The organism is Parabacteroides sp. HGS0025, from assembly GCF_000969845.1.
GTDB lineage: Bacteria > Bacteroidota > Bacteroidia > Bacteroidales > Tannerellaceae > Parabacteroides > Parabacteroides gordonii.
In genome coordinates, this window is record NZ_KQ033902.1 from 1349490 (window position 1) to 1371295 (window position 21806).

The window sequence follows — 21806 nt, forward strand, 5'->3', positions numbered from 1 at the left end:
GAACAGCGATGAATAAATTGATACAAATAGCCTCCGTTTTCCTGTTGCCGGCCCTTGCCGCCTGCTCGGACGGTAATCCTGTGCAGTTGCCTGAACCTGAACCGGCGGTTCGATTGGAAGGGATGATCGGCCTGTCCACCCGCGGGGTGATCGGCTCCGGCTACGAAGGAGAATTGGAAGTTGGCTTTGCCCGGCAGGATGAAACAGCAGCATCTGCGGACAGTTATGGTGCGTGGAGTGTCTGTAAAGCGGTACGTGAGGGAGGTGCCGGTTCCCGGCTGATCGTGTTTGACGAGCCCCAATGGTATCCGCCGGACGGGCGAATGATCCATTTACATGGGTATTACCCGTTAGGAGACGGTATGCTAGATCTGCAAACAGGGAAGGCGACGTTTACCGTAGACGGAAAGACGGATATAATGGCTACAGGCTGCCTTTCGGGCAGCATATATGAGCCGGTACACACCTGTACGTTCCGCCATCTGCTGACGCAGGTCGCATGGGCCTGTTATGGCGACCGGGCGGAGTTGTGGGGAGCGGTCACGAAGATGGAGGTAGTGGGGGTACATACGCGGCAGGAGCTGGATTGCCGGCTCGAATCTCCGTCGCTGGCGGATATTTCTTCCGAAGGCGAAATACAGGATCTCCTCGTGCAGGATGTCGCCGGTTTGACGGTTCCTCAGGTTGCGGAAGGAGAGGAACTTCCCGACCCCCAGGGGTATATCCTGCTTCCGGTTTCTCCGGTGGACGACGGTACGGCGGAACATCCATTGCATTTGCAGATCACGACAACAAAAGACGGCCGGGGAAATGAAGTGGAAACTGTAACCCCTGTATCCGTCACGGTGGAAGGCGGCTTTCAACCCGGCAGGCGTCATGTCGTCTCGCTTTTTTTCAGCGGAAACGGTGTGGTACGGATATCCTCTGTCCGTGTAGAGGCCTGGACAGAACATGATGCCGGCGAATGGCCGATTTAGAATCCATAGAAATTGCGTCAAGATAAAAGTAATAACAATAAAGATCAATCAAAATGAAAACAAAAATGAAAAAGACTGTGACTATGTGGGCCATGCTGATAGCCCTCCTGGCAGCGATAGGCTGTTCGGAAACAGAGACTGCAATAGATCCGGAGCCGGGTGGTAATGACGATCCGGTTGCATTAGGTGTTGCGGCAAATCTGAAGGTGGAGGCCGGAGCCAGATCGGTTAGTAAATCGGTGGTAAGCGGTGAGGTTATTACTTATACCGACTATGCCACTGCGCCTGGTATAGGCGTGCTGATAACCAACAGCGACGTAACCGGCTGGTATACTCCCGACGACGATGGAGAAAAACACCATGTATGGTATATGGGGGATGAAGCGGGAGCCAATTGGATTTCAATCACGGAGAGAGGTGGCACGTATGAGGCAACGAAAGAAGTCCCGTATTATCTGACAAAAGAGATTGGAAAGGTGTATGCTTATTATCCGTATAAAGCGGATGCGGCAAATGGCCTGGCAGGCATCAGCAACGAATCCAGCCTTAAAATCCCTGTAACCGTTCCTGCCACGGGAGAGGCGATCGATGCTGCGACTAACAATGCAAAGAAAAAGTGGAATGGCGCAAACGCATGGGTTGCAGTAAATGTTGACGACTTGGTTAATCTGTCCTCATCTACCGAAAATGATTATCTCTATTTTGCCGGAACGAATGGGCGTAACGTAAATAACGGACGTGCCGACGGCCAGCCGCTTGTTACTCCGGGTCACGGGGATAATGCCAGTATCACCAACCCGGGTTACGAAATTAACCTGGATATGAAACATGCGATGGCGATGGTTTCCTTCCGTGTTTACGACGGCGGAAATCTAAGCGACAGTGATGTGAAATTCACGAAGTTCGAGATTAAGAATCATGCCGGTAGCTCCAATCTGTTCAAAACCGGAGACGGTAAGATGGCCTTGAAAGACGGAGCGATCACAGAAACGACTACCACTACCTCTATGGCTCGTATGATAACCGATTATATACTGATGAGACAGATCAAAGAGGGCGAAGCCGAAGGTGAACATGCTTTTATCCCGACGGGAACCACTCCAACCTCAACAAACGGTAAGACCGTTTCTAAAACAGTCAGTACTGTTGTCTATCCGATCGACGGTTTTGGAGATGATCAGATTGATGTAGTGATTACTTTGCAGAAAGGTGCTGAGCCTGCAGTTGACTATACCATCACTCTGCCGGGTAACACCTGGGCAGCCGGTTTGAATTATATCTATACCTTCTCGGCCAGTCGTACTAAGCTGACGGTTGTGGATGTAAGTGTAAAACAGTGGGAAGACAAGGAGCAACCTGAAATACCTCTTTAATTATTCTCAAAAACAAAGCCCATGAAACAGTTCATCTATACATTTTCGACAGCCGTCTTTCTTCTGCTGGCCAATGCCTGTACGGAAGCAATGATCTCCGTGGGTGGCGGTGGGGACGATGGTAAAGGCGGAGCGGAGGTTCCCCTCGGGGTAAAGAACCTGGGCTTGTCGGTAGAGGTGGAGTCGAGAAGTATTGCCACGGGAGGCCCGGGTGACGATATAGCCGGTACAAATCCTAATCCGCTCACAAAGGTGGGACTTTGTGTTACGAAGAAGGACGGGAGTGGGACAGTCAGTGCCTATGACAGCGGGAATACGACAGTACAGTTTATTTACAATGCGGCGGCTACTCCGGCGGCTTGGGAGCCGGCAGCCGGACAGGAGGCCCTTCTGCTGTCATCTGTGAAAGGAACGGTGTATGCTTATGCTCCGGCGGAAAAGAGTGTGTCGTTATCGGGTATACTAAAGGTGCCTGTAATGGGTAACGTGGAGGTGCTCGACCGGCAGACGTTCAAATTTACTGTACCTGCTGCTGGAGCAGCGGAGGTTACCGGCAGTGTGGAGTGGGATATCGATCAGGCTGATTACCTGTATTGCCAAGTTCCAACAGAGATGGATCGTTGGAATCCGGCCGTGTCGCTCCTGATGAATCATGCGCTGGCGAAGGTCAGTTTCCGTGTGCTGGAAAAAGAAGGCGGAACGGCTTTTGCCGGATGTAAGGTGAAAAAGGTGGTGCTGAAAAGCAGTGGGGGATTGAAAAAGTCCGCCGCCGCTACACTGAACCTCTTTACGGGTGAACTGGGTGATACGGTGGTCGTTGCAGGTGAACTGTCGTTTACGGCCGGTGGCGATATGCGTACCATAGGAACCGGTGTGAGTGAACCGGCCGATGTGGCCGGCATTCCGGTACAGGCATTCGGTCTGGTGATCCCGGCAGTGGCCGACGATGTCACCCTGGAGCTGACGCTCGAAGATGAGCGTATCTTCACCATGTCGCCCACCGGAGATACCGATGCTCCCGGAACCTTTACGGTAAACTGGGAAAAGGGAAATAATTACATCTACAACATCGGCATGTCCCCGCAGGGAATCGAGATAGCCAATGTGGTAGTAGCCGGTTGGAATGAAGGAGGGATTACTGAGGTGCCGATGGAATAATGTGCCAATTAAAGAGCAAAACGAAATAAGATGAAACGGAGTCGAGTAGAAGTGTATCTGTTGGGGGTACTGGCCGGTGGCCTGCTGGCGGGGTGTACGGCGGGGCCGGTGGAGGAGATCGTACCGGAGGAGAGCCGGCCGGTAACCCTCAGCTTCGGCAAACCCGATCTGGGAGTGCCGGAGCTTTTGACCCGTACAGGAGAGACTGCTGTCCCTACGCCGCTTCCCAAAGGTACGACGGTACGGATCGGAGCTTATTTCAGAGGAAGTGTGGAAAGTGTACAAGAACCGGTCTTGTTCTCCGCATCGGCTCCTTCATTTGAGGCTACCTATGTGATCGGAGCCGACGGTTCGTTGTCGCCCTGCCTGGTCGATGCGACAGGCAAAAAGATAGAAGGGAAAGCCAATGGTTTGACAGTGAAGGGAGGTGTGTACGACTTCTATGCCGTTTCACCTGCACGGATATTGGCAAAAGGCATAGACGATACCTATCGGATAACCGATATTCCCCATAAAGAGGATGTGATGACCTCTTTTGTTCGTGGCGTAACCATATCGGCCACTTCCCGGTTGGTGACTTTGGCTACTTTTTGCCGGAAATGTGCGTTGGTAGTGTTCAATGTGGCTCCTTCGCCGGAGAATGCGCTTCCTTTTAATACGTTATACGGGACGAAGCTGGCGGTTAGTGGGATATCTTCTTCGGGAGCGAGCCTGCTGGCCGGAGAAGATACGGGGATAACACCTACCGGCGGCAGCACGGGCAGTGAGGCAACCGTGACGTTTGAAAGTGGAGAATTTGAATCGGTGGAGGCTGCATCCGACCCTGACGGAATGGGGCTGAATAAGACGAAAGGGGTTGTCCTTCCCAAAGACAATAAGGCGTTCGATGTGGAGATAACCGTAGTCAGGAATCAGGAAACGGCTACTTTGCGGGCTACGATCGATCAGCATATTACTTTCGATGCCGGTAAGCGCTATATCTTCACACTTGAGGTAAAGAACAACGAAAGTTCACTGTTGATGAAGGTGCTCAACTGGAATACGATCACTTTTACAGACTCCGGTGTAGGAGGTTCCGACCAGTCCCCTACCGATCCGGATATCAACGAAGGTATAGGAACGACTATAACGGTGGCCCAATGGGATGACATCGATTGGAGTGGGAATGGCAATGTAGGAGCGGAGGAATAAATAAAATGAAATACAATGAGACGGACGAATGAAACGATATGGTTGCTGGTGTGGCTGCTTCTTACTGTTGCTGGTGGCTGCACTGAGACGGAGGTGGAAGAAGAGGATATTCCGCCTCATGCCTTGAAGGAGGTGGAGGCCGGGTTCAACCTGAACGTGCTGGCTAGCCGGACTCCCGTTACCCGTAGCATAATTTTTACCCCCAACGGCACGGTCGAGTCGGATACACTGGCGGTAGCCGGTGTGGCTGATACGCTACAGACACGTGCAACAACGGCACTGGAGGCCGACCGGGAAAACCTGATCGCCAACCTATGGGTCGGGCAGTATAATGCAACAACGGGGGTGCGTCTGTTCAACCAATACTTCGAATCGATGACCGGCACTACGGTTAACCTGAAACTGAAACAGATTCAGGACGAGAGCAATAGCCATGTGTATTTCATATCTAACGCGGGCGACCTGGGTGAAATAGTCGATGAAGCTACATTAAAAATACATGCGTTACCCTATACTTTTACCGATGAAGGCTTACCGAATGATAACTTATGCCGGATGGTAGGCATGTGGGAGGGGAAGGTGGTTGCCACCGGTATGAAAGATATCGAAGTGGAGCTGACCCGTCTCCTGGCCAAGATCACGTTTACTTATTCAATGGGAGAGGGGTTTACGTTTACTCCGATCTCGGTGGCGCTGAGATCCGTCCCTGATAAATCGCAGGTAACAGCTCCGACAACACAATTATCCGGCCTTAGTTATGGCACGTATAGTGGAACGGCCAGTGCCGATGGAGCAACGATCTACTGGTATCTGCCTGAAAACATGGCAGGAACGGTCAGTGGCCCGGATGCTGTCGACTCGGAAAAGAAAAAGACCGGTACCGGTGTAACGAATGCAACCTGTATCGAACTGACCGGAACGGCAGTGCAGGGCGGGGTGAGGTATGAGGAGGTTACCTTCCGGTTCTATCCGGGCAGTAGTATGAATAATTATGATATTATACGCAACTCACATTATACGATGAGTGTCACCCTGGTTGGTATCGATGTTTCCGACGAACGTATCACGGTGGGAAAAATACCTCCCATTATCGTTGACGAGGGAAAGATGCCGGCGGAGAAAGGTGGAACAAAAGAGGTACAGATCACAGCCCGTCCGGGTCAACCGTGGAGTTTCGATATGCCCCAGTGGTTGTCGGCTTTATTAGACGGTACTTCCGTTTCGGCCGGTGCAACGTTTTCTTATCATGGCCCCTATAGGGTGACCTTTCAGGCTGCATCCGCCAATCCGGAGGCGGAAGATAGAAGAGTGACGTTTACATTGAAAGTGAACGGTATAGATCAGGATATCACCCTTACGCAAAGTGGCTCGACCTTGACAAAAGGGGAGGATATATCCCTGGAGGCTGCCTCTGGCTCGGAAGGCTCTTCTTCCTTTACAGCAACGAGTGGCTTGCAATGGTCGGCTGCTTTAAGTGACGGAGAATGGTTGGATTGGGCAACGGCAAATCCGGCTACATCGGGTAATGAAGCTCCGGCAGAGACACAAACGCTGGTTGTCAGGGCGAAAACCAGTAACCCGTCGGCAACGGAGCGTATAGGAAAAATAACGGTAAAAGCCGGGGCATCGGTGGGGAATGTGAGTTATACCGGATTGAAACAAGATATCAATGTTACCCAGGTGGGTTCTACCGTAACGGGTTCTTCAAAAGAGGTAAATGCCGAGGCTGCTAACGGTCTGACCTCTTCCTTTACGGCTACCGCCGGATTGAACTGGGCGGCCAGCGTAACGGATGGCAGTTGGATTACCTTAGCTGAAAGTTCCGGTGGCCCGACAACCGGTTCTGCCGAGAATATAAATTATAATGTGCCGGTAAATCCGAATGCCGAGTCCCGAAGTGATGAAATAACAGTCCGTGCGGGAGACCCATCCACGGGGCCGACTGCGAAAATAACGGTAAGCCAGAAAGCTTCGTCGCTGACTGCTTCAGGCAGTCCTGTTACATTGGCTGCAACGGCTGACGCCAGTGGAATATTGACGTTTAAAGGAACTTCAGGATTACCCTTTTCTATTACCACCCCTGATTGGTTATCCCTGACAGGCTCGATTCCGGGAACAACGAATGGCAGTAGTCAGACTGTAGGATATACAGCGAGTGGAATGAATCTCAATAGTACGGAATTGTCGGGTGATATAACAGTAAAAGCAGGGAATATAGAGAAAACAGTGGCTGTAAAGCGATCGGGGTCTACATTTACCGTGTTCCCAACGGAATTGTCGTTTGAAAAAACAGGCGGTTCTGGCACAGTAGAGGTGGAAGGCACAAACGGTTTGCCTTGGACAGTGAGCCCATCTGTGACGACTGATGGTATTACACCTGATATTATATCATCTGAAATTGGGAATACAAAGCAGACTTTGACGTTTACAGCTACTGCGAATTCGTTTGGTGCCCGTTCTGTTACATTTACTATTGCTGTACCCGGTGGTGATCATTCAAAAACAGTGGAGGTTAATCAGGCGGCTGCTCTGACTGGGTTTATTGTAACAATCGATCAGAATTTATTACAGGATTATTATACTCAAATGAGTGGAGATAAATACACTTGGACAACACATCCTCCGTTTGATGCTGATGGAACAGATACAGCGCCCTCTCATGGTATCACGGATGTCAATTTATCCGAGCCTCCTACAATGACAGGTTCTTATTCTATACAAATACAAAAGGGGCAAAAAACTGGTACTAGTATTTATTCTGTACAGCAAAGTTATTGTTCTGAATTGGATGAGGATGGTACCGGTTGGCGTTTACCTACTTTGATAGAGTTACGTGCTATCTATAATAACAAAGAGGAAATAGAGAGCTCAGAGGGTGCCAGCGGGTTCGAGAGATGGTACTGGAGTAGTTCGGTCTACAAAGGTGATGGTAATAATCGGTGCATACACTACTTTGATGCTAGCAGATTCTTCTTCACCAAGACCTCGAACAACGGTGGCAGTGTTCGCTGCGTCCGTGATCTCCAGAACCGCTTCAGGTAAGAAATTGCTATAATATAAAGGAACAGAAATTATTTATCAAAAATCAAAGAAAATGAATTATGAACAAAATTGAATTAGTAAACGAATTAGCAGTAAAGATGAATGTTTCTCAGAGTCAGTCCCGGCAGTTTGTCAATGCTTTTCAGGATATACTGAAAGAAACATTGGGGCATGAGGCCATCATGCTCCAGGGATTTGGAAGCTTTGAGCCCTGGCTGCAGAAGCGGCGGGGAGGGCGTAATCCCCATACAGGTACTCCCTGTGTGATAGAGGCTCGTACGAGTGTGAAGTTTAAACCCGGAAAGTTCTTACTCAAGGCTCTGAATTCTTAAAATAAGCGGGGTATATGCCGCCGGTGTGAAATATCACTCCGGGTAATTGTCTGATAAAAGGAACTGTAATGGTTACAGTTCCTTTTTAATTAATAAGTGAAACCTGTCTGTTATATATATGAAAAAGAAGAATAAGTTTGAGCTTTTATTCCCTAATGGAAAAGTTCCTGATGTAAACGAGTTTAACCGTAGCCTGGATGCTATGTCGGAAGAAGGACGGAAAAAGTTCCTTGAAAAAATTTATAAGGTTTCTTTTAGTGTCTGGACTGCATTACCCCCATCTCAACAGACTTTTATAGAAGCCGTGATCGCACATGACCGGCAAGCTTACGCCGACTTTGTTCAACAGAAAACCGTGATGGGACATATCCGCTACACCCTTCGCCATCCTGCCTTGTTTATCCGAACGCTTCATCTGATAGAAGCGATAGAACGTACTGCCAAAACTTCATTAAGCCGCCTGGCTATGTCGATTACCATCTGTTTCAACTTTTCCGAAAAAGTCAAAACATTGGCTGAAAATATCAGCAAAGAAAAACCCACTTCCAAAGAACTCCTGATCTTATCCGGCAAAACAGAAATTAAGGACGACTATAATGGTTGATACCGTTTAGTTGATAATAGTTAAATGATCACCAAAAACGCCGCAACGAAGTATCGTGAAAAAAGGGTAATTAAGATTTATTATATCTATAATGGTTTGGTAAATAGTACTTTATTGAATAGGTCGGTTGCGCTTTTAACATATCTGTATCTCCTTACTTTTGTATCGTTCCTCTGAAACAAATATATCAACCATTTAAACTTAAAAGTTATGGCATTGAAATTCAGAAAAGTGCAACGTCGGGTGCTTAGTGGCGACGATAAAGACAAGGTGAAGACCTATGCAGTAGCCAAATCGTCGAGTTATTGTGACATGGAAAAATTGTGTGAATTGATCTCCAGCCGTTCGGCTATGTCGAGTGCCGATGTAAAGGCGATACTCGACTCGCTGAATTGGGTGATGGGTTTGGAGCTTCGCTCGGGAAGTATCGTACAGGTGGGTGAATTCGGAAGTTTTCGTTTCTCTGTCCGTTCGAAGGGTGCGGATACGGAGGAGGCATTTAATGCTTCTATGATTAAAAAGGCACGTATCATCTTTACGCCGGGTGCCAGCTTGCGCTGGACCAGCGAACTCGCGAAGTTTGAAGAAGATGACGTGAAAGTCGTTGAAAAGAAGAACGACAGCGAGGGTGAAGACGATCGTCCTGTTATCGAGTAATTCGATTTTGAAAAATTGACAGTTTAAAAAAAGCAGAGGAACGTATGAAAAAGAAACTGACAGTTCAATTGGTAATGGCAATCCTGCTCGTATTGAGCGGGATTGTCCTTCTTTTCTCCGGTTTCTGGATTGCTCCGAAAGGGGAGATCCATAGTAGTGTGCTGGTGGCTTTCGGGGAGACCTGCACCTTTGCCGGGGCTTTGTTTGGGGTGGATTATTCGTATAAAGTAAAATCAATTCAGGATGAACGAGAAAATAAGTAGGAATTTTACCTGGGAAGAAATGACATATAGCCGGGTGGCTGTGGAGAACGGGTTGCGGAACGATCCGCCTTTTGAGGCTCAGTTAGCTATGAAACAGTTGGTGAAGCGTTTGCTGCAACCGTTGCGAATAGCTTACGCACAGCCCATTGCGATAACGAGCGGTTATCGTAGTCCGGAAGTGAATAAGCTGGTGGGTGGCGTGCCTTCGAGCCAGCATGTGAAAGGGGAGGCGGCCGATTGTTATGTGCCTGATCCGGAGGTGTTGTTGAATGTGCTGCGTTTTTGCAAGTTGCCTTTCGACCAGGCTATTCTGTATAAACGTAAGAAGTTCCTGCATCTTTCACTCAGGGTGAAAGGGGCGAACCGTTATCAGATCATTATTAATAAATGAAAGGGGAGGAGTTGTATGAGTCTATCAGATAAGTTTCTAATGTTTTTTATTGTTTTACTGCTTGTATTGTTGCCCGGTTGTAGTGCCGGGCGGCAAGGCAGCATGCACCGCGAAATGACTACCGAAGCACAGGCTGTACGAAGCGACAGCCTGCTGTTGCAGGATTTATTCCAGGCTTCCCGGAATAAAACGATCGATATAGAACATATCGTGTTCGATACCAGTCGTCCGGATACGCTCCGTCCTGACAGTTGCCGCATAGCTACGCGGGCACCGGTACATTCCGCTACCCATATCACTATCGACGATCAGGGTAAAATAGAAACAAAGACGTCAGTTAAGTCCGGATCAGTGAGCAGCAGCCGTTCAGTTGCTTCTGACTCCTTACAAAAAGAGCATGTTGTGAATTTATCTTCTGCCAGGTGGGTGTTTGTGTTTCTGGTAATCTTATTTCTGGTGATGCTGATTAAACTAAAATAGTCTTTTGGTACGTGATCTCTCTCAAAACTCTTTCTGTATGAAAAGCAATTTGGTCAAAAAGCCGATGTACTTTTAGCCGGGTGACAGTTTCTTCTACGGTATAAGCTCCTGCTTCGTAGAGAACCAGAGTTTGATAAATAGTATCATTAGCTACGGCTCCTTTTACAATGTCATATTCATGTAAGGGATTTCCCCGCCGATTTCCAGTCACGAATTCAAGCCATTCGCGATTTGCTTCCGGAAATAAAAGGATCGCTAAATCTTTGTTTGATAATAATTCGTTATCTATTTCATATAGGTTGACATAGGCTACTTCAGAAGCAGTCCTTTTTTGTTTGATTGTTGCCCAGCGAGTCGCTTGTTCGAGATTGGTTGTCGTATAAAAGCCTTTCCCAAAATCAAGAAACCGATCGCTTTCAATTAACCGGGGACAATCTATAATTTGTGTGCTTCCGTGGTAAATGATCATTTTATTTGTTGTTTGTGGTGAATGTAATCGTTAATGTCGGCAATGATATATTCTTGTCCTTGAGTATGAAGCACTTCAAATCCTTCTGTTAAATAAGGAATTACATCAAACTGCTCGAAATCTTTCCAGGCTTCGGCACCGCTAATGCCTTTTGATGTCTTATAACTTTCCAGACAAAAAATAATGAATTGTTGTACAGCTGTTTCCATAGTAATTATACTAAATCAGGGAAATAAACCTCACCTGTTTCTTTTTCATGAAACAGCATTTCGACTAACATGCGGGGACTGTAATGCCATAACTTGGTTTCCTCCTTTTCCAGTAAAGCGTATGTATGGGATGTATATAGAAAGCGCAATGCTTCCGGCAGGGAAAGCGAGTGATGTCTTCTAAGCTCTTCCAGCAGACTTTGTATTTTTAGAGGAAACAAAGCATTAAATAAATTTTTATCCATAATCATTTTACTTTGTCGGAATAACAAAGATAAGTATTTTGTTTGATATAGAACGAAGCGGAGGTAATAACTATTTCATGTATATTTGTCGTATGAGAAAGAACGAACATATAGATATATTAAATGATAGCGGGGAAGTCGTGAAAGCGAAATCTCCTGTTATCGTATCTGCCAGTCGTTCTACTGATATACCGGCTTTCTATGCTGATTGGTTCTTTTATCGCTTGGAGAAAGGGTATTCGGTTTGGGTCAATCCTTTTAATAAGGTGCGGAGTTATGTGTCTTATGCTGATACAAGGCTGATCGTTTTCTGGTCTAAAAATCCTAAACATCTTCTTATGCATTTAGATCAGTTAGAGGAAATGAATGTACATACATATATTCAATATACATTGAATGATTATGAAAAAGAGGGATTAGAGAGGAATGTACCGCCTTTGCAGGAACGGATAGATACGTTTAAACGATTGGTCGACCGGTTGGATAGTGACCGGGTGATCTGGCGTTTTGATCCAATGATGTTGACTGACCGGGTTTCTAAAGATGATTTACTGGGAAAGGTTGAATATATAGGTAATCAGTTGAAAGGATATACGAAGAAATTAGTTTTCAGTTTTGCTGATATTCCGGAATACAGAAAAGTGAAAGCGAATCTGGAAAAGAATCATATTAATTATCGATCTTTTGAAAAGGATGATATGGAGTATCTGGCAAGAGGTTTAATGAACTTAAATGCATCCTGGGGTTATACGCTGGCTACTTGTGGAGAGAAAATCAATTTGGATCGGTATGGGATTGCCCATAATAAATGTATAGACGATGGGTTGATGATCAAATGTTTTTCCGGTGATAAGCAATTGATGGACTTTGTAGGGTATAATCCGGCAGAGACCCAGTTGGAGCTTTTCGGAAATGGGAGGAAATCTCCGGAAAAAGATAAAGGACAAAGATTATTTTGCGGATGCATAGCCAGTAAGGATATTGGAATGTATGATACCTGCCCACATCAATGTGAGTATTGTTACGCAAATACATCGATAAAAATAGCAGAAACTAATTATGCCCGACATAAACAGAATCCTTATTTTGAGTCGATAATCGGAATGTGACGGTGTTTGTGGTTATACCCCCAATAAGTAGATAGTATAGTGGAGTTTTTAGGGGTATAACCCTAAAGACTTTTCGAATGGTGTTGAAAAATGAGTATATTTGCGTTATTAAGAATTAATCCTATTGCTCCAACTACAGAAAGAGAATAAATAAATCATGATATATAAAAATCCCATATTCAGCCTTTGGCTGTTTCTGTTTATACTGGCTCTAACATCCTGCGGCAGTAAGAAACGTGTCGCGTTACCTGCCGACTTTAAAGGGCCTAAAGAATTATCACGTTTATATGGTGTGCGTATTACGGCGGAAGATAATATTTTTCTTTATAATGAGGGAGCGAAATGGCTCGGGGCTCCTCACCGGATGGGCGGAAGCACTAAAAGGGGAGTGGATTGCTCCGGTTTCGTAGCCATCATGTTCCGTGAAGTTTATAGAAAACAATTGGCACGCTCGTCGGCTGATATGTTGAAATATAACTGTAAGAAAGTGAGCCGTTCTAAGTTGCAGGAGGGCGATCTGGTGTTTTTCAGGACTGGCAGTGGGAAGAAAAAAGTACCTAATCATGTAGGTATCTACCTGAAAAACGGGAAGTTTATCCATACCAGTACTTCAAAGGGGGTTATGGTCAGTAGCCTGAGTGAACCTTACTTCACACGCAGCTGGATAACAGGCGGAAGGGTGAAGTAAGATATTTTTGTGAACATCAGGCCGAAAGTTGCTTTTTTATGTATCTTTGCACTTCAAATAAATAAACATAGATCAAGTATGTTGACGCTTAAAATGATTACGGAAGAAACAGACCGCGTAATTCGTGGTCTGGAGAAGAAACACTTTAAAGATGCGAAGGAAACCATCGCTAAAGTGATTGAACTGAACGATAAAAGACGTAGTACACAGAATCAATTAGATAATAACCTGGCAGAGGTGAACTCGCTGTCGAAAGCTATCGGTGGCCTGATGAAAGAGGGCAAGAAAGAAGAAGCTGAGGCTGCTAAAAAGCGTGTTGCCGATATCAAGGAAATCAGCAAGGGAATCCAGGCTGAAATGGATCAGGCTTCGGAAGAAATGCAGAATCTGCTTTATACGATTCCGAATATCCCTTACGATGAAGTGCCGGAAGGTGTGGGTGCAGAAGATAATGTGGTGGAGAAAATGGGCGGTATGGAAACAGAACTGCCGAAAGATGCGCTGCCCCATTGGGAATTGACAAAGAAATATGACCTGATAGACTTTGACCTGGGTGTGAAGATCACAGGAGCAGGCTTCCCGGTTTACAAAGGACAGGGTGCCCGGTTACAACGTGCCCTGATCAACTTCTTCCTGGATGAAGCACGTAAATCCGGATATATGGAGATTATGCCGCCGACAGTGGTAAATGCTGCTTCCGGTTTTGGTACAGGTCAGCTTCCCGATAAGGAAGGACAGATGTATCATTGCGAAGTGGACGATCTTTACCTGATACCGACAGCAGAAGTGCCGGTAACCAATATCTACCGCGATGTGATCCTGGATGATAAACAATTGCCGATAAAGAATTGTGCTTATACACAATGTTTCCGTCGTGAAGCCGGTTCTTACGGTAAGGACGTACGCGGTTTGAACCGTCTGCATGAGTTCTCAAAGGTGGAACTGGTGCGTATCGATAAACCGGAACATTCAAAACAGTCTCACCAGGAGATGTTGGATCACGTGGAAGGTTTGCTTCAGAAGCTTGAACTTCCGTATCGTATCCTTCGCCTGTGTGGTGGCGATATGAGCTTTACTGCTGCTCTTTGCTTTGACTTCGAAGTGTATTCTGAAGCACAGCAGCGTTGGTTGGAAGTCAGCTCTGTTTCTAACTTCGATACTTATCAGGCAAACCGTTTGAAATGTCGTTACCGCGATGAGAACAAGAAGACTCAGCTGTGTCATACGCTGAACGGTAGTGCGCTGGCGTTACCTCGTATCGTCGCTGCATTGCTCGAAAATAACCAGACTCCCGAAGGTATCCGCATTCCGAAAGCGTTGATCCCTTATACTGGTTTCGATATGATTAAATAAGCATATTACCTTATATAAAAAAGGCTGCATCCTCTTGCCGAGAAGGATGCAGCCTTTTTTTGTATAGCCCTTATTCTTTAGATGAACAGATTGACATTGGCATCTTCTGCGCGTTCAAGATAGGTGGCGACGCCTCCCAGTGTGACGTTTTCCATCAGCTCCTCTTGTTTTACGCCCATCACATCCATACTCATGGTGCAGGCAATCATTTCGACACCGTTCTCGGCTGCCTGGGCGATAAGGCTTTCCAGGCTGTCGATATGTTTCTTCTTCATGATCAGGCGCATCATCCAGCTTCCGGCACCACCCATATTCATTTTCGACAGCTTCAGTTTGCCGCTATGTGCGGGAAGCATCCAACCGAACATTTTTCCGAAGATATCTTTGGAAACAGCCGGTTTCTGCCGTTTCTTGATTACGTTCAGTCCCCAGAAGGTAAAGAACATAGTCACTTTCTTGCCAGTCGAGGCGGCTCCGTTGGCAATGACGAAGGAAGCCAGGGCTTTATCCAGGTCGTCGCTGAATACGATCAGTGTTTTGTTATCGCCACCATTCACCATTTTGCAGGCACTTTTGGGTTCACCTTTTTCGATTGTGGCGTGGATGACTCCTGAATTGTTTTCAACTCCTACCAGTTGTGCCCCGGTCATGTTGCACCAGGCGGCAACATCTTTACCGAATCCCTGGTCGGTTGCGGTTATCAGCAGGCGGTCACCCGTATTTATTTCGGCATAATGCTTTTTCAGTTGCATGACCGGGCCGGGACATTGCAGTCCGCAGGCATCGATCCGGATGGTTTGCCGGGTGGAAGAGTGAGGCGCAACGGTAGCAACCGGTTTTTCCGTTTCTGTCGTTTTTGGATTGCTTCCTGCTTGAACCAAAGTCGGTTTAGCCGTAGCTATGCTCCACGTTTTATAACCACCTGATAGATTCCTGACATCTTTATAACCATGCTGAACCAGTATGCGGTAAGCCAGGTATCCGCGTAATCCGACTGCACAAGTTACTACGATCGGCCTGTTTTTAGGCAACTCCGACAAGCGACTCCGAAGTTCATCTACCGGAATGTTTATTGCTCCCGGAATAGATCCCAAACTGTATTCATCGGCTGTGCGTACATCTACCAGTATCGTTTCACTGCTTAGTCGGGCTATATCTCTCCAGCCTATGATCTCGACCTTTTTGGTAAGGATGTTTTCAGCTACATATCCAGCCATATTTACCGGATCTTTAGCAGACGAGTAGGGGGGAGCATAAGCCTGTTCGAGCTCCGTAAGGTCGTAAACCGTTCCTTTGCGCTGTATTACCTGGGCAAGCATTTCGATCCGCTTGTCTACTCCGTCGAATCCAACGATCTGTGCTCCCAGTAACTTTCCATCTTCGGGAGAGAACAGTATTTTGATAGACATCGGAACGGCACCCGGATAGTAACCCGCATGTGATGCAGAGTGTGTGTACGATGATTGGTAGGCGATACCTTCGCGTTTCAGTAACTTGGCGTTGGCTCCGGCAGCTGCAACTGTCAGGTCGAATACTTTAGCGATGGATGTGCCGATGGTGCCTTTATATGTTTCGCGATTGCCGAACACGATATTGTCGGCCACAATGCGTCCTTGTTTGTTGGCCGGCCCGGCGAGCGGGATCAGGGCCGGTTTGCCTGTTACCGGATTGATTACTTCAACGGCATCCCCCAGGGCATATATATCCGGATCGGAAGTTTGCATATAGTCATTCACGGCAATTCCTCCAAGTGAACCGATAGCCAGTCCGGCTTCTTTTGCCAACCGTGTTTCGGGACGTACGCCGATACTGAGGATCACCAGGTCGGTAGCTATTTGTTTACCGCTACGAAGGTGTACAAGGATACCCTCAGATGTCTCTTCAAAACGTGAAACACCGTCTTCGAGACGCAGATCGACCTTTTTATCGATCAGTTGCTGGTGTACGATGGCAGCCATCGAATAATCGAACGGAGCCATTACCTGGTTTGCCATTTCAACGACAGCGATGTTAATACCCAGGTCGTACAGATTTTCGGCCATCTCCAGTCCGATAAATCCACCGCCTACAACCACTGCGTGGCGAGGTTTGTTCTGATCCACATAATTCTTGATTGTATCTGTATCAGGAACGTTGCGTAAGGTAAATATCTTTTTACTGTTGATGCCTTCGATGCCGGGGCGAAGCGGTTCGGCTCCGGGAGATAGTATCAGTTTGTCGTAACTTTCGGTATATGTCTGTCCTGTTCCGAGGTTTTTCACTTCAACGGTTTTATCCTTCGGATGGATGGCGGTCACCTCTTGTTCGGGACGAATGTCGATGTTGAAACGGGCTGTGAAACCTTCGACTGTCTGCACGAATAGTTTATCTCGTTCTGCAATTACTTCGCCTATATAATAAGGTAGTCCACAGTTGGCATATGATACGTATTTCCCGCGTTCAAACAGGATAATATCTGCATTCTCATCCATTCTTCTCAGGCGTGCTGCTGCTGTTGCTCCACCGGCAACTCCTCCGATTACTAAGTATTTCATCTTATTATTGTTTTATTGTTATTGTATATATTTGCTAATGGAAAATAAATAGGTAAAAAAAGGGAGTCAACCCTTTTCCATGCATTGCTGCAGTTTACCGAACAGGCCGTCGAAACGCAGTTCTGCGTTCATCATTTGCTGTACTTTCTCTTTCCCTTTCGGTGTAAGCGAAAAGAACATCTGACGTTTATCTTCTTTGCTGATACTACGACGGATAAACCCTTTGTTTTCTACCGACGTGATCACCTTGGATACGCGTGAATTGGATAAACCTATATAATCGCAGATCGTCCCGGCCGACTTCGCTTCGTTGTCTTTCAGGCAACATAGCAACATAGCTTCGTTGATTGTGATCTCATGTACCTCTGAAAATGCTTTTTCAAACTGGTATAATGTTTTATATATGTCCTTTATAACACAAATAGCTTCCATCTTGTTTTCTTTATTGATGGTACAAAGGTAAATAATATTTCTGATATAAATAGTGTTTAGTGGAAAATAAATTGCAAAAAGTGATGAAACAAAAAGAGACAAGGTGTTTACCCTGTCTCTTCTATTTTATTTGAACGATAGTTTTTAGTCTCTGTTTGAGAAGTATTTCATAAACTGTGAACGTTCATACATCGCGGGGTTCGGGATGTTTGCATAGTTCAGTTTACCTTGGAACTGTGACAGATTTTGATAATGTGCCTGATGCATCCATTCTTCTATACATGTAAGTACCTGTGAAATAATTTCACCTCCGTGTGTGTATACGGCACTACACATTTGTACGGCTGAAGCTCCTGCCAGCAGGCATTTGATAACATCTTCCCAGTCGTGTATTCCGGTTGAAGAAGCGATGCTTATTCCGGGTACTTTTCCTGAAATGATCGCTGTCCAACGAATTGTATCACTTAAGTCGGAGTGGTTGCTGAATACGTTGCCCGATACGATCTGCATACTGTTGATGTCGATGTCCGGCTGATAGAATCGGTTGAACATCACTACGCCGTCTGCTCCGTTTACTTTCAATGTATTGACCAATGCCGGGATATTTCCGACATTTTTTCCGATCTTTATGATAATGGGGATTGAAACGGTTTCTTTTACTTTCCGGATGATATTGACGTAAAGATCGCGTATTTCTTCCGGATTGTATTCCAGGCTTGTTTCCAGAAAGAATACATTCAGTTCCAAAGCATCCGCACCGGCCAGTTCTATTTGACGGGCAAAGTCAATCCATACGTCCGATTTATAGCAGTTAATGCTGGCAATAATGGGGATCGTGCACAATTCTTTGGTCTTTTTTATCAGTTCCAGATAGTTGTTCACCTGATTGGCTTTTACATAGCCGCGAATATAGTCGGCTGCTTCCGGATAATCTGCGTCCTGCATAAGCGAATCGCTCTGCATTTCGATTTGTTCTTCGAAAAGGGATTTGAGAACGATGGCTCCGGCACCTGCCTTTTCAAATTCTTTGTTTCGTTCCGCGTTGTTAGTCAGCCCCGAGCTTCCTACGATTATAGGATTACGAAGTGTTAGTCCTGCGTATTGGGTTTTAATGTCTATCATGTCAGATTCAATTTTAATGTATTAGTACTCGCGTTCACCGAAAATACTGGTTCCAACCCGTATCATAGTGCTACCCTGGCGAATGGCAACGGGATAATCGTGGCTCATTCCCATAGATAGTACTGCAAAATTATCATTTCCTTTGAAATATATAGCTTTTAATTCGCTGAAAAGTTCATGTAAAAGGTGAAATTCTTGTTCGATAAGAGCGGTATCGTCAGTATAAGTCGCCATTCCCATCAATCCGACTATTTGAATGTTTCCGAGTTCGTCCAATTGTTCGTTTTGCAGGAGCTCGCGGCATTCATCGGGTGTCAGCCCATGCTTGGTGTCTTCCTGGGCAACATGTATTTCCAGCAGGACACGGATCACACGGTTGTTTTTGGCAGCCTGTTTGTTTACTTCCTGCAGTAATCTGAACGAATCGATACTGTGGATTGTATGGATAAAGGGTGCGATGTCTTTTACTTTATTACTTTGCAGCGGCCCGATGAAGTGCCATTCGATATCACCCGGTAGTACTTTTTGTTTAGCCGTCAGCTCCTGTGCCCTGCTTTCGCCGAAAACACGCTGGCCTGCATCGTAGGCTTCCTTCAATGCTTCTGCCGGATGAAACTTAGACACGGCCACCAACGTTACGTTTGCCGGTAGCGATGCCCTTAACTGTACTATATTCTGGGAGATACTCATGCTTCCTCTACTTTGGCTTCTGCTTGTTTCTTTTGTTCGGCAATCAGTTCTTCACCGGATTTAGGTGTTTTGTCGTCGCTGGCAGAGAATGGGAATACATCCATTAGCATGGTTTCAGTAACCGATGCGATTGTGTAGTCGGCCATGGTACCCTTCATTCCTTCTTCCAGAACGGCAATAGCTTCTTTCAGCGTACATGCCTGTGCCAGCATTTGTGCTGCTGTCTTCTTTTCAGCACCGCTTTTTTCATCAAGCGTGATAAAGTACACTTTAATCTTATAGAAACGGTCGCCGTTTTCGTTGAAGAACAACTCTGAAAGACGCGCACGTTTGATGTCTGTCACTGTGAATTCTCCGGAGATGAACGGACGTATCTCTTCAATGATACGAGCTTCTGCTTCAGTGAACGACAAGGCATCAACCAGATAAGGTTCTGTTACTTTCTTTTGCATTCCGTTCTCCAACACTTTTTCGAAGGAGACTTTACATTCAAACCAACTATGCATATTATTTTCTTTTTATTTTTTGTCTGTACTCGTGTTTAAAATACAGTACAAATATAGTTTCAATTCGGGAATAATACAACTGCAATGAAATTCTTTATTTTTTCGGAACATTTTTAATCAGGGACTTGTTTATAAGATGTAGTGTGTTTTTCATGGTATTAGATTTTTAGATTAGTAATGAGGTTGTTCATTCAGTCCGAGAGGATAGAATGAAATATCTGAAATAAGAAAGCCGGAAAAGAGATGATCTATCAACTCCTTTCCGGCTTTTTATTTTTTCTTTGAATCTTTAAAATTCGTCGTTAGCGTAGAGACTGAGGAAGTTTTTCATCTCATAGTCGAATAGTTCATCTTCTTTAAAGAATCTCTTCAGTTCGATCTCTGCTGTTTCCGGTGAGTCGGATGCATGTACGATATTTTCCTGTACGCTCATGCTATAGTCTCCACGAATAGTTCCGGGTGCAGCATTTCTGCCATTTGTAGCTCCGGCCAATGTTCGAACTACCTGTACTGCATCGACGCCTTCCCAGCAACAAACGATTACCGGGCATACGGCCATAGCATCTTTTACTCTTTGAAAGAACGACCGTTCCCTGAGATGGGCGTAATGTTCGCTCAAAATTTCATCGGTCAGCCAGATCATTTTCATACCGCAAAGGATTAATCCTTTCTTTTCAAAACGAGAAATGATCTCACCGATCAAACCTCGTTGGATGGTGCATGGTTTTAATATTACAAGTGTCTTTTCCATACTGTTGTCTGTTTTATAAGGTTCAACGAATATTCCTGATAGCGCTAATACTCCCAAAGATAGTGTATTTATTCACTATTAATTAATTTATAGTATAATAATGTGTAAAAACGAGATTAAAATAACAAGTTTTTACTATCAGCGGGCAATTTAATACTAAAGTAGGGGATGGGCTGTTTATCCATTCCCGGTTGATTGTTTTTCTATCGAATTGTTCTCTATTTTACTATAATAAATACGTGTTCATTTTTTTATATTCTTTGATTTTACATTCTTGGGTGTATTTGTTACAATCACTGTTTTATACCCAAAAATATCTGTTTTTACCCGAAGATTGCCTGTATGTTTACATTTGATACCTGAATCATTCAATCTGAAATATTTCTTGATCAGATTTGTATGCTAAGATGCTTATAATTAGAATGAAACAGAGTGTAAAATATTCCTTTGGAACACCAACATTCTTAATTTCAGATTTTCCAATACAAGTGTCTTTCATATATTTAGAACAAACAAGTTTAAATAACCAATTTAGCTTAGGTTTCATTTGCTGGGATTGCATTGTTTAACAATTTAGACAGTAACTCTTCGGTTGCCAATAACTTAATATTTCTATAATTAATCCAACTCCGGATTCATTCTCATAAAATCTCTCAGTGTTTGTCGGTTTACTCCCAATTTCTTACTAATATACAACTTGGTTTTCTTTTCCTGTAAAAGCTTGCGTATCAGTCCTTCTTTACCTGATAGTTTGTACTGGTCGGATTTACCACCTTTAGGACGGCCAAGCTTAGTCCCTTCCTTCTTTTTTCTGGCTAACGCTTCCTTGGTTCGCTGGGAAATCAAGTTACGTTCAATTTCGGCACTTAGGCTAAAAGCAAAAGCCAAAATCTTACTGTTGATGTTATTCCCTAACTCATAGCGCTCCTTTACCGTAATCACGAAAATGTCTTTTTCCATACATTGATGAAGAAAGCTCATTACCTGCATTAGATTACGACCCAGCCGGGATAATTCGGTTGTCACCAAAATATCACCTTTGCGGATTTGCTTGATTAATCTACCAAGTTGCCGTTCTGCAACATCAGTTGTCCCACTAATTGTTTCTTCTACCCAACGATCAATACGCATGTTCTTGACTTTTGCGAATTTTTCAATCTCGAATCGTTGATTTTCAGTACTTTGCTTATCCGTACTGACTCTTACATAACCGTATATCATACAATCTGA

Annotated in this window: 24 protein-coding genes; 14 read left to right on the forward strand and 10 right to left on the reverse strand. The window is 45.3% G+C overall.

The genetic code is table 11. The features are described from left to right. Positions 1 to 8 precede the first annotated feature (8 nt). The 11 genes from HMPREF1212_RS04905 to HMPREF1212_RS04955 all read left to right on the forward strand — a co-directional run bounded on the left by HMPREF1212_RS04905 (position 9) and on the right by HMPREF1212_RS04955 (position 10468). Positions 9 to 977, forward strand: coding sequence for a fimbrillin family protein (locus HMPREF1212_RS04905; protein ID WP_046148618.1), 969 nt, complete (start codon positions 9 to 11; stop codon positions 975 to 977). Between the two features lie 53 nt (positions 978 to 1030). Further along, on the forward strand, positions 1031 to 2350 hold the full coding sequence (locus HMPREF1212_RS04910; protein WP_198293251.1) for a fimbrillin family protein: 1320 nt from the start codon (positions 1031 to 1033) through the stop codon (positions 2348 to 2350). Between the two features lie 21 nt (positions 2351 to 2371). Next, entirely contained in the window at positions 2372 to 3508 is a 1137-nt protein-coding gene (locus HMPREF1212_RS04915; protein WP_046148620.1) for a fimbrillin family protein, read from the forward strand. A gap of 30 nt (positions 3509 to 3538) precedes the next feature. Beyond that, positions 3539 to 4699: a BF2992 family fimbrillin-A clan protein gene (locus tag HMPREF1212_RS04920; protein WP_046148621.1), complete on the forward strand. Its 1161-nt coding sequence runs from the start codon at positions 3539 to 3541 to the stop codon at positions 4697 to 4699. 15 nt (positions 4700 to 4714) lie between these two features. Beyond that, the gene (locus HMPREF1212_RS04925) at positions 4715 to 7741 is read left to right on the forward strand and encodes a BACON domain-containing protein (RefSeq protein ID WP_046148622.1); all 3027 of its coding nucleotides are present in this window, start codon (positions 4715 to 4717) and stop codon (positions 7739 to 7741) included. A 59-nt stretch (positions 7742 to 7800) separates the two neighbouring features. After that, positions 7801 to 8073, forward strand: coding sequence for an HU family DNA-binding protein (locus tag HMPREF1212_RS04930; RefSeq protein WP_046148623.1), 273 nt, complete (start codon positions 7801 to 7803; stop codon positions 8071 to 8073). Between the two features lie 118 nt (positions 8074 to 8191). Continuing rightward, complete coding sequence (locus HMPREF1212_RS04935; protein ID WP_046148624.1) at positions 8192 to 8677, forward strand: hypothetical protein; 486 nt, start codon at positions 8192 to 8194, stop codon at positions 8675 to 8677. A 210-nt stretch (positions 8678 to 8887) separates the two neighbouring features. Further along, positions 8888 to 9334: an HU family DNA-binding protein gene (locus HMPREF1212_RS04940; protein ID WP_046148625.1), complete on the forward strand. Its 447-nt coding sequence runs from the start codon at positions 8888 to 8890 to the stop codon at positions 9332 to 9334. A gap of 44 nt (positions 9335 to 9378) precedes the next feature. Then, positions 9379 to 9597: a hypothetical protein gene (locus HMPREF1212_RS04945; protein WP_046148626.1), complete on the forward strand. Its 219-nt coding sequence runs from the start codon at positions 9379 to 9381 to the stop codon at positions 9595 to 9597. After that, the gene (locus HMPREF1212_RS04950; RefSeq protein ID WP_046148627.1) at positions 9578 to 9988 is read left to right on the forward strand and encodes a D-Ala-D-Ala carboxypeptidase family metallohydrolase; all 411 of its coding nucleotides are present in this window, start codon (positions 9578 to 9580) and stop codon (positions 9986 to 9988) included. The genes HMPREF1212_RS04945 and HMPREF1212_RS04950 overlap by 20 nt, the downstream gene beginning before the upstream one ends. 15 nt (positions 9989 to 10003) lie before the next feature. Then, positions 10004 to 10468, forward strand: a complete 465-nt coding sequence (locus HMPREF1212_RS04955; RefSeq protein ID WP_046148628.1) for a hypothetical protein — start codon at positions 10004 to 10006, stop codon at positions 10466 to 10468. Here HMPREF1212_RS04955 and HMPREF1212_RS04960 read toward each other — a convergent pair. Genes HMPREF1212_RS04960 through HMPREF1212_RS04970 form a run of 3 tightly spaced genes read right to left on the reverse strand, consistent with a single transcriptional unit; the run spans position 10455 to position 11391 of the window. Next, the gene (locus HMPREF1212_RS04960; RefSeq protein ID WP_046148629.1) at positions 10455 to 10937 is read right to left on the reverse strand and encodes a DUF3990 domain-containing protein; all 483 of its coding nucleotides are present in this window, start codon (positions 10935 to 10937) and stop codon (positions 10455 to 10457) included. The two genes, HMPREF1212_RS04955 and HMPREF1212_RS04960, sit on opposite strands and share 14 nt — an antisense overlap. Then, positions 10934 to 11146, reverse strand: a complete 213-nt coding sequence (locus HMPREF1212_RS04965; protein WP_046148630.1) for a DUF3791 domain-containing protein — start codon at positions 11144 to 11146, stop codon at positions 10934 to 10936. Before HMPREF1212_RS04965 ends, HMPREF1212_RS04960 begins: the two co-directional genes overlap by 4 nt. 5 nt (positions 11147 to 11151) lie before the next feature. Next, positions 11152 to 11391 carry a hypothetical protein gene (locus HMPREF1212_RS04970; RefSeq protein ID WP_157316949.1) on the reverse strand — a complete coding sequence of 80 codons (240 nt, stop codon included), beginning with the start codon at positions 11389 to 11391 and terminating at the stop codon, positions 11152 to 11154. Positions 11392 to 11483: 92 nt separating this feature from the next. On the opposite strand from HMPREF1212_RS04970, the gene HMPREF1212_RS04975 reads away from it, so the two are divergent. The 3 genes from HMPREF1212_RS04975 (at position 11484) to serS (ending at position 14541) form a co-directional block, all read left to right on the forward strand. Further along, complete coding sequence (locus HMPREF1212_RS04975) at positions 11484 to 12500, forward strand: DUF1848 domain-containing protein (RefSeq protein ID WP_046150233.1); 1017 nt, start codon at positions 11484 to 11486, stop codon at positions 12498 to 12500. 157 nt (positions 12501 to 12657) lie between these two features. Beyond that, positions 12658 to 13188, forward strand: coding sequence for a C40 family peptidase (locus HMPREF1212_RS04980; protein ID WP_028727578.1), 531 nt, complete (start codon positions 12658 to 12660; stop codon positions 13186 to 13188). A 78-nt stretch (positions 13189 to 13266) separates the two neighbouring features. Then, on the forward strand, positions 13267 to 14541 hold the full coding sequence (gene serS / locus HMPREF1212_RS04985) for a serine--tRNA ligase (RefSeq protein ID WP_046148632.1): 1275 nt from the start codon (positions 13267 to 13269) through the stop codon (positions 14539 to 14541). 77 nt (positions 14542 to 14618) lie between these two features. Here serS and HMPREF1212_RS04990 read toward each other — a convergent pair whose 3' ends face one another. From HMPREF1212_RS04990 to HMPREF1212_RS05025, 7 genes are all read right to left on the reverse strand, one after another. Further along, the gene (locus HMPREF1212_RS04990; RefSeq protein ID WP_046148633.1) at positions 14619 to 17075 is read right to left on the reverse strand and encodes a CoA-disulfide reductase; all 2457 of its coding nucleotides are present in this window, start codon (positions 17073 to 17075) and stop codon (positions 14619 to 14621) included. A 66-nt stretch (positions 17076 to 17141) separates the two neighbouring features. Further along, positions 17142 to 17507 (reverse strand): MarR family winged helix-turn-helix transcriptional regulator, encoded by a 366-nt coding sequence (locus tag HMPREF1212_RS04995; RefSeq protein ID WP_028727575.1) that lies wholly within the window; start codon positions 17505 to 17507, stop codon positions 17142 to 17144. A 144-nt stretch (positions 17508 to 17651) separates the two neighbouring features. Further along, the gene (locus tag HMPREF1212_RS05000; protein WP_046148634.1) at positions 17652 to 18629 is read right to left on the reverse strand and encodes a dihydroorotate dehydrogenase-like protein; all 978 of its coding nucleotides are present in this window, start codon (positions 18627 to 18629) and stop codon (positions 17652 to 17654) included. A gap of 21 nt (positions 18630 to 18650) precedes the next feature. Next, a complete protein-coding gene (locus tag HMPREF1212_RS05005) occupies positions 18651 to 19319 on the reverse strand; it encodes a YggS family pyridoxal phosphate-dependent enzyme (protein ID WP_028727573.1) in 669 nt (222 codons plus the stop codon). Next, positions 19316 to 19825 carry a DUF4494 domain-containing protein gene (locus HMPREF1212_RS05010; RefSeq protein WP_028727572.1) on the reverse strand — a complete coding sequence of 170 codons (510 nt, stop codon included), beginning with the start codon at positions 19823 to 19825 and terminating at the stop codon, positions 19316 to 19318. Before HMPREF1212_RS05010 ends, HMPREF1212_RS05005 begins: the two co-directional genes overlap by 4 nt. A 289-nt stretch (positions 19826 to 20114) precedes the next feature. After that, positions 20115 to 20576 carry a nucleoside-diphosphate kinase gene (gene ndk, locus HMPREF1212_RS05015; RefSeq protein WP_046148635.1) on the reverse strand — a complete coding sequence of 154 codons (462 nt, stop codon included), beginning with the start codon at positions 20574 to 20576 and terminating at the stop codon, positions 20115 to 20117. A gap of 618 nt (positions 20577 to 21194) precedes the next feature. After that, positions 21195 to 21797 (reverse strand): master DNA invertase Mpi family serine-type recombinase, encoded by a 603-nt coding sequence (locus tag HMPREF1212_RS05025; RefSeq protein ID WP_028727569.1) that lies wholly within the window; start codon positions 21795 to 21797, stop codon positions 21195 to 21197. Positions 21798 to 21806: the final 9 nt, after the last annotated feature.